This is a genomic window from Mesorhizobium sp. WSM4837 (assembly GCF_055811435.1).
The window spans coordinates 1-3,925 of the sequence record NZ_JBVVQE010000153.1 but is presented as its reverse complement, the minus strand read 5'-3'; the positions used below and the strand labels follow the sequence as shown (position 1 = coordinate 3,925).

The 3,925-nt window shown below is 66.3% G+C and carries 3 protein-coding genes; 2 read left to right on the top strand and 1 reads right to left on the bottom strand.

Annotated features, from left to right (window positions below; translation table 11 throughout):
* The first annotated feature begins 164 nt into the window (after positions 1–164).
* Positions 165–1,370, top strand: a complete 1,206-nt coding sequence (locus AC0L3D_RS36115; RefSeq protein ID WP_473647466.1) for an FAD-binding protein — start codon at positions 165–167, stop codon at positions 1,368–1,370.
* A 10-nt stretch (positions 1,371–1,380) separates the two neighbouring features.
* Positions 1,381–2,712: a glycolate oxidase subunit GlcF gene (gene glcF, locus AC0L3D_RS36110; RefSeq protein WP_128166171.1), complete on the top strand. Its 1,332-nt coding sequence runs from the start codon at positions 1,381–1,383 to the stop codon at positions 2,710–2,712.
* Positions 2,713–2,730: 18 nt separating this feature from the next.
* Here glcF and AC0L3D_RS36105 read toward each other — a convergent pair whose 3' ends face one another.
* On the bottom strand, positions 2,731–3,651 hold the full coding sequence (locus AC0L3D_RS36105) for a bifunctional 5,10-methylenetetrahydrofolate dehydrogenase/5,10-methenyltetrahydrofolate cyclohydrolase (RefSeq protein WP_128166173.1): 921 nt from the start codon (positions 3,649–3,651) through the stop codon (positions 2,731–2,733).
* Positions 3,652–3,925: the final 274 nt, after the last annotated feature.

Genomic DNA, 3,925 nt, shown 5'->3' with positions numbered 1-3,925 from the left:
ACGCCAGTGCCTCGGCGGCGCGGGGGGTGTCGCTTTATTCCGTTTTTGGTACGGGGGGGGGGGGGCGGGGGGCGCGCCCCCCCCCCGCGCGGGGGGGGGGGGGGGGCCCCCCCCCCCCCCCCCACGGAGAGGGGGTCTGCGGCCGATGTGCGCCCAGGACAGCCATGACCACCTTCACCGCCGCCACCACCGCCGAAACTCTCGCCACTGTCGCCTGGGCGGCGGCGGAAGAAACGCCGCTCGAAATCCTCGGCCATGGCTCCAAGCGTGGCATCGGCCGTCCGCTGCAGACCGAGCACACGCTCGACCTGTCGAAACTGTCAGGCGTGACGCTCTACGAGCCGGCTGAACTGGTGCTGTCAGCAAAGGCCGGCACGCCGCTCGCCGAGATCGAAAAATTACTTGCCGAAAACGGCCAGCAACTCGCTTTCGAACCACTGGATTATGGCCCGCTGCTCGGCGGCGAAAAGGGAAAAGGCACGATCGGCGGCGTACTGGCCGCGAACCTTTGCGGTCCGCGCCGGCTGAAGGCGGGGGCGGCGCGCGACCATATTCTTGGCATTGCAGCGGTTTCGGGGCGTGGCGAGGCGTTCAAATCGGGCGGCCGCGTGGTCAAGAACGTCACCGGCTATGACCTGTCCAAGCTCATGGCCAACAGCTGGGGCACGCTTGCCGTTCTTACCGACGTCACCTTCAAGGTGCTGCCCGCTGCCGAGACCGAAGTCACGCTGGCTGTGCGCGGCCTGCTCGACGATCATGCCGCGGCCGCTATGGCGCTGGCGCTCGGCTCCAGCGCCGAAGTGTCGAGTGCTGCCCATCTTCCCGATCGCGTTGCCGCACGGGTCGCCGGCGGCGGTCTCGGCAGCACCGCCGCGACATTGCTGCGCGTCGAGGGGTTCGGCCCGTCGGTCGCCTACCGCATCGCAGCGCTGAAAGATCTGCTCGGAAATGCCGGCCCGCTCGACGAAATCTCGGGCGAGACTTCGCATTCGGTCTGGCGCGATATCCGCGATTGTGCGCCGTTTGCCGACGGCCTGGAAAAGCCGGTGTGGCGCGTGTCGATGGCGCCGGCGCAAGGCCACCAGATGGTGCTGGCGCTGCGCATGCAGGCGGCCGTCGATGCCTTTTATGACTGGCAGGGCGGACTGATCTGGCTGCGCATGGAGCATGGCGATCCCGAAGCCGATCTTCTGCGCGCACTGGTGAGACAGTATGGCGGCGGCCATGCGACGCTGGTGCGCGCCGCCCCTTCGCATCGCGCCGCTGTGCCGGTGTTCGAGCCGCAGGCGCCGCACCTGGCAGCATTGTCGGCGCGGCTCAAAGCCGAATTCGATCCGAAGGCGATCCTCAACCCCGGCCGCATGGCTTAGGAGGTACGAGATGCAGACCAATTTCTCAGCTGCCCAGCTTGCCGATCCGCATGTCGCGGAATCGGAAAAGATCCTGCGCAAATGCGTGCATTGCGGCTTCTGCACGGCCACCTGCCCGACCTATGTGACGCTTGGCAACGAACTGGATTCGCCGCGCGGGCGGATCTACCTGATCAAAGACATGCTGGAGAACGGCCGACCGGCCGACAAGCAGATCGTCACCCATATCGACCGTTGCCTGTCCTGTCTCGCCTGCATGACGACCTGCCCGTCGGGCGTCAACTACATGCATCTGGTCGACCACGCCCGCGTCCATATCGAGGAAACCTACAAGCGGCCGCTGCCCGATCGGCTGACGCGCGCCATGCTGGCCTTGGTCCTGCCTTATCCCTCGCGGTTTCGCGCTGCGCTCAAGCTGGCAAAGCTCGGCCAGCCATTCGCCGGATTGCTGGAAAAGCTCCCGGCGCTGAAGCCGCTGGGTGCGATGCTCAAGCTCGCCCCGGCGTCGATTCCTGCGGCCTCGCCAATGGCTTCACCGGGCATTCATGCCGGGCAGGGCACGAGCAAAAATGGCCGCGTCGCCATCCTTACCGGCTGCGCGCAGTCCGTGCTCGATCCCGCCATCAACGACACGACGATCGCGCTGCTGACGCGGCTCGGCGTCGAGGTCGTGGTTCCCGAGGGCGAGGGCTGCTGCGGCGCGCTGGTGCATCACATGGGCCGCGAGGCGGCAGCCCTTGCCTCGGCCAGGCGCAATGTCGACGCCTGGACGCGCGCCATCGACCAAGGCGGGCTGGATGCCATCGTCATCACTGCGTCGGGCTGCGGCACCACCATCAAGGATTATGGTTTCATGCTGCGCCTCGATCCCGCCTATGCCGACAAGGCGGCGCGGGTGTCGGCGCTGGCCAGGGACATCACCGAATATCTGGCAAGCATCGATCTGCCCGAGCCGGTGCGCAAGCCCGGCACCATCGTCGCCTATCACTCCGCCTGCTCGATGCAGCACGGCCAGAAAATCACCCGCCAGCCGAAGGAGCTTCTGGCCAAAGCCGGCTTCGTCGTGCGCGAGCCGCGCGAGGGGCATTTGTGCTGTGGCTCGGCCGGCACTTACAACATTTTGCAATCGGAGATTTCGGCTCAACTGCGTGACCGCAAGGTGAGAAATATCGAGGCGACCGGTGCTGAAATCGTCGCCACCGGCAACATCGGCTGCATCACCCAGATTGCGTCCGCCGCGAAACTGCCGGTGGTGCACACGATAAAGCTGCTCGACTGGGCCTATGGCGGGCCGCAGCCGGAGGGCGTTCCGGACAGCAGGGCAGCCGTTGCGGCGGAGTGATCCACCGGCGCTGCCGGCTTATTCCGCTGCGAGCTTGTCCACCACGCCATAGGTCGCATGGTAGCGCGCGCGCTGCCGGCTGAGCGCCACCATCGTGTTGCGCAAAAGAATCGCCACGGTGATCGGGCCGACGCCGCCCGGCACCGGCGTGATCCAGGACGCCACATGCTTGACGCTCTCGGCGTCGACGTCACCGACGATGCGGCTCTCCCCGTCCGGTCCGATCTCGGAATTGATGCCGATGTCGATGACGGCCGCACCGGGCTTGACCATGTCGGCCTTGATCAGCCGCGGCTTGCCGACGGCGACGAACAGAGCATCGGCACGCCGCGCATGCGCGGCCACCGAGCGCGTCATGTGGTGGCACACCGTCACCGTCGCGCCCTCGCTCATCAGCAGGAAGGCGATCGGCTTGCCGACGATCTCGGAGTGACCGACGATGACGACCTCGAGCCCCTTGAGATCGAGACCGGTTTCCCTGAGCAGTTCGACCGAAGCGGCGGCCGTGCAGGGTGCGAGGTCGAGCTGGTTGTAGACGATGTTGCCGATCGAGGCCGGATGCATGCCCTCGACGTCCTTGAGCGGATGCACCGCCGCTTGCAGCGTCTTGATCGGGATATGCACCGGCACCGGCCGTTGGATGATGATGCCGGTGACGCGCGGATCGGCGTTCAGGCCATGGATCGCCGCTTCGAGTTCGCCGGCGGTGATGTCGGCGGCAAACCGCCTTTCCTCGAAGCCGATACCGGCCAGTGCCGCCTTGGCGCGCTGGTTGCGCACATAGACATCGACTGCAGCCGTGTCGCCGACGGTGATCGATATCAGTTTGGCCGGAAAGCCTTCGGCGGTGGCGATCGCTGCATCCTCGCGCACCGAGGCGATGATGCGTTGGGCGACCGGACCGCCCCGGAGATAGCGGCTGTCGTCGGACAGGGACATTGAGCAAGGCCTTTTGTCTGGAAGCGTTGCAGCCGACATAGCAAAATACAGAGGAGAATGGCAGCGAGAATGCGAACCGCCATGCCGCGGGCGCGACGTACCACCCGATCCTGTCAAACTAAACTATCCTATGGCGTCCCGGAAACAGAAAGGGGGGGGGGGGGGGGGGGGGGGGGCGGGCGGGGGGGGGGCGCGCCCCCCCCCCCCCCCCCCCCCCGGACGGGGGGGGGACACAGAAATTGTAAGAAGAAGCCCCACAAAAAACAACACAAAA

Excerpts from the sequence above, each read along its gene's own strand:
- AC0L3D_RS36115 (WP_473647466.1), top strand. The coding sequence starts at position 165 with ATGACCACCTTCACCGCCGCCACCACCGCCGAAACTCTCGCCACTGTC.
- AC0L3D_RS36105 (WP_128166173.1), bottom strand. The coding sequence starts at position 3,651 with ATGTCCCTGTCCGACGACAGCCGCTATCTCCGGGGCGGTCCGGTCGCC.
- glcF (WP_128166171.1), top strand. The coding sequence starts at position 1,381 with ATGCAGACCAATTTCTCAGCTGCCCAGCTTGCCGATCCGCATGTCGCG.